This window comes from Devosia sp., assembly GCF_017307565.1.
Lineage (GTDB): Bacteria > Pseudomonadota > Alphaproteobacteria > Rhizobiales > Devosiaceae > Devosia.
In genome coordinates this window covers 1-3,336 of record NZ_JAFKHD010000290.1, presented here as the reverse complement: position 1 = coordinate 3,336, position 3,336 = coordinate 1, and the positions used below count along the sequence as shown (strand labels likewise).

The 3,336-nt window shown below is 62.9% G+C and carries 5 protein-coding genes; 4 read left to right on the top strand and 1 reads right to left on the bottom strand.

The window, feature by feature from the left end:
* The 3 genes from J0I64_RS08760 to J0I64_RS08750 form a co-directional block, all read left to right on the top strand.
* The coding region (locus J0I64_RS08760; protein ID WP_291407214.1) for an NAD-dependent epimerase/dehydratase family protein at nt 1-767 on the top strand (767 nt) is incomplete at its 5' end.
* Entirely contained in the window at nt 764-1,417 is a 654-nt protein-coding gene (locus tag J0I64_RS08755) for a GNAT family protein (protein ID WP_291407210.1), read from the top strand. The genes J0I64_RS08760 and J0I64_RS08755, both read left to right, overlap by 4 nt.
* Nucleotides 1,414-1,917, top strand: a complete 504-nt coding sequence (locus J0I64_RS08750; protein WP_291407208.1) for a DUF6886 family protein — start codon at nt 1,414-1,416, stop codon at nt 1,915-1,917. The genes J0I64_RS08755 and J0I64_RS08750 overlap by 4 nt, the downstream gene beginning before the upstream one ends.
* Nucleotides 1,918-1,976: 59 nt before the next feature.
* Here J0I64_RS08750 and J0I64_RS08745 read toward each other — a convergent pair whose 3' ends face one another.
* Nucleotides 1,977-2,765: an alpha/beta hydrolase gene (locus tag J0I64_RS08745; RefSeq protein WP_291407206.1), complete on the bottom strand. Its 789-nt coding sequence runs from the start codon at nt 2,763-2,765 to the stop codon at nt 1,977-1,979.
* Nucleotides 2,766-2,912: 147 nt separating this feature from the next.
* Here J0I64_RS08745 and infC point away from each other — a divergent pair.
* The coding region (infC, locus tag J0I64_RS08740) for a translation initiation factor IF-3 (RefSeq protein WP_291407216.1) at nt 2,913-3,336 on the top strand (424 nt) is incomplete at its 3' end.

Sequence of the window (3,336 nt, the reverse complement as noted above, 5' to 3'; positions counted from 1 at the left end):
CCGATAAGGCCAATGCGCTGGTCCATGAGGGACTGCCTGCCGTCGTGTTCGACGGCGCCGCGCCCGGGGCCGAAGTCGGCCCCGCGCTTGAAAAGTCCAGCCATGTGATTGTCTCGATCGCTCCCGATAAAGCCGGGGACGTGGTGCTGCGCCAGCACCGCGCCGAACTCGATGCGGCGACCGAGCTCGAATGGCTCTGCTATTATTCCACGGTCGGGGTCTACGGGGATTTCGACGGCGCCTGGATCGATGAGACCGCGCCGCTGGTGCCGCGCAACCTGCGCTCCGATTTTCGCGTCCGGGCGGAAGAAGAATGGATCGCCTATGCGCGCGAGCGCGGCGTGCAGCTCTGCATTCTCCGGCTTGCCGGCATCTATGGACCTGGCCGGTCGAGCTTTGACCGGCTGGCCGAGGGCACGGCGCGACGGGTGGTCAAGCCCGGTCAGGTATTCAACCGCATCCATGTCGGCGATATCGCGCGCGTCACCCTGCTCGCGGCCGAACGGCGGCTGGCCGGCATTTTCAATCTTGCCGATGACGCGCCGGCGCCGCCGCAGGACCTGATCACCTATGCCGCCGAAAAGATGGGTGTCGAAGCGCCGCCCGAAATCCCCTTCGAACGGGCCGAGATGACGCCCATGGCGCGCAGTTTTTATCGCGACAACAAGCGCGTCTCGAACAAGGCGATCAAGCAAGCGCTTGGCATCGACCTGCTTTATCCCGACTATCGCGCTGGCCTCGATGCCATCTGGAAGGATTTTCAATGAGCGTCACACCCGCAAAATCCGCGCCGGAGCGGATCGTGCTCGAAGGCCGCTACACCCGCCTCGAACCGCTGGAGCGGCACCACGCGGCCGATCTTCTGGCGGTCTCGACCATGGATGGAGGGGCGGAACGCTATCGCTGGCTCTTCAGTCATGCGCCGAAAAACCTTCAAGACATGGAAGCGCGCATCGACGAGGCCAATGCGGGGAGCGACCCTGCCTATGTGGCGATCGTTGACCGGGTCAGCGGCAAAGCGCTGGGGCAGCAGGGCTGGATGCGCATTCGCCCCGAACACGGCTCGATCGAGATCGGTGGGGTCTATTGGGGCCTGCCAATGGCGCGGACGCGGCTTGCGACCGAAGCGCTCTACCTTTTTGCCCGCCATGCCTTTGACGACCTCGGCTACCGGCGCTTCGAATGGAAGTGCAATGATCGCAATGAGCCGTCCAAGGCCGCAGCGACCCGCTTCGGCTTCACCTTTGAGGGCGTGTTCCGGCAGGACATGATCATGAAGGGCGAGAACCGCGACACGGCCTGGTTCTCGATTCTCGATGGCGAATGGCCGGCGCTGCGGGCCGAATATGAGCGTTGGCTGAGCCCGGACAATTTTGACGATGCCGGGCAGCAGAAAACGCGGCTGGCGACGCGGTGAAGCTCTTTCACCTCAGCGACGATCCGGCGATCCCCCGGTTCGAGCCGCGGCCTTCCGCCTATACGGCCGAGCCGGTGGTCTGGGCTATATCGGACGAGAAGATCGCCAATTATCTCCTGCCGCGCGATTGCCCGCGCGTCTGTTTTCGCGCCGGGACAGGGACATCGGCCGGAGACGTCGACCGGTTTCTGGGCGAGGGCCGGGCGGTGATCGCCATTGAAGAGGCCTGGGTGCAGCGCCTCGAGAGCGGCAGGCTCCATCGCTATGCCATGCCCAATGACGGCTTTGTGCTGCAGGATGAAAGCGCGGGCTATTGGGTGTCCCATGGCGCCGTCGATCCGCTGGGCGTGGAAACGCTAGACGACCTGCCGGGGGCGATTGCCGCCGAGGGCGTGACGCTGAAAGTGCTGCCCTCGCTCTGGGATCTCCACGACGGAGTGCGGGAATCGAGCCTGGTGTTTTCGCTGATCCGGATGCGGAATGCGGGGGCACGGGGCTAGGGGGGCTTGGTTCGCGGGGATGACAGCTGGTGGGTTTTGCAGCAGTTCAGCTAACTAACCTAAGCCATCATTCCCAGCACCGCCTGCCGCAGGCGCTCCAGGTCTTCTTCCCGGCTCAAACGATGATCGCCGTCGGGGATGAGCGTGAACGTCACCGGGTCATGCAGGATATGCATCAGCAGTTTTTGTGCGTGGGCGGGGGGCACGTCGGGGTCGCGGCCGCCTTGCAGGATATGGACCGGGCAGCCGGTTTCGATGACGCGGCCGAAGAGGCGGTGATGCTCGCCGTCTTCGAGTAGGGTTTTGGTATAGCGATAATCGCCATCGCCATATTGGCTGAGACGCTCGACATAGCCCTGCTCGGCAAGCGCGGACAACTGCTCTGGCGTGAAGCGGGTGGGGATCAGGTCGTGGGTGGCATCGACCGCCGGGGCGATGAGGATCAGGCCCTTGAGGCGTTTTTCCCCGGTTCTGACCAGATGCCGGGCAAGGAGCAGCGCGAGCCAGCCGCCCATGGACGAGCCGATGACGATCTGGGGTCCATGCGTCTTCGCAAAGACGGCAATGGTCTCTTCGAGCCAGCGGCTGACGGTGCCCTCGTCAAAATCGCCACCCGACTCGCCATGGCCGGAATAATCGAATCGCGTCACCTCGAGGCCCTTTTCGGCGCCGAAGGCGTCGAGGGCGGTTGCCTTGAGCCCGGTCATTACCGAGCGGAAACCATTGAGCCAGAAAAGCCCCGGCGCCGTGCCGGGGCGCTGGAGATAGGCAATTTCGCGCTGGCTTTCGGCTGCGCCGACGCTAAGAAACTGACGGGGAAGGGAAGTCACGCGGAACTCTTTGGTCATTTGCGATTTTTGAAGGCAAACGGTAGATCGTTTCCCTTACGCAACAGCAGGAAAATCAGCATCTCCAGCTGTTGACTTCTCACCCCGCTAACACGATTTTAGGCCCGAATTCACCCCCCGGCATAAACAGCACAAGGAACGCTTGCCATTCGTCGTCCAATGAGACCCACAGCGCCCCAGAAAGATGGGCCGCTTGCCAATGAGGACATTACCAGCCCCGACGTCCAGCTGATCGATGCCGAAGGTGAAAACCGCGGTATTGTTCGTACGCGCGAAGCGCTTGCCGAAGCGCAGGAGGCCGGGCTCGACCTCGTGCTGATCGCCGCGAACTCAACCCCGCCGGTTGCCAAGATGCTCGATCTTGGCCGCTTCAAATACGCTGCCCAGAAAAAGGCCGCCGAAGCGCGCAAGAAGCAGAAGGTCATCGAAGTCAAGGAAGTTCAGCTCCGGCCGAACATCGATACCCATGACTACGAGACCAAGATGAAGGCTGTGCAACGGTTCCTGGGCGAAGGCGACCGCGTGAAGGTGACCATGCGATTCCGTGGGCGCGAAATGGCGCACCAGGACA

Excerpts from the sequence above, each read along its gene's own strand:
- J0I64_RS08755 (WP_291407210.1), top strand. The coding sequence starts at position 764 with ATGAGCGTCACACCCGCAAAATCCGCGCCGGAGCGGATCGTGCTCGAA.
- J0I64_RS08745 (WP_291407206.1), bottom strand. The coding sequence starts at position 2,765 with ATGACCAAAGAGTTCCGCGTGACTTCCCTTCCCCGTCAGTTTCTTAGC.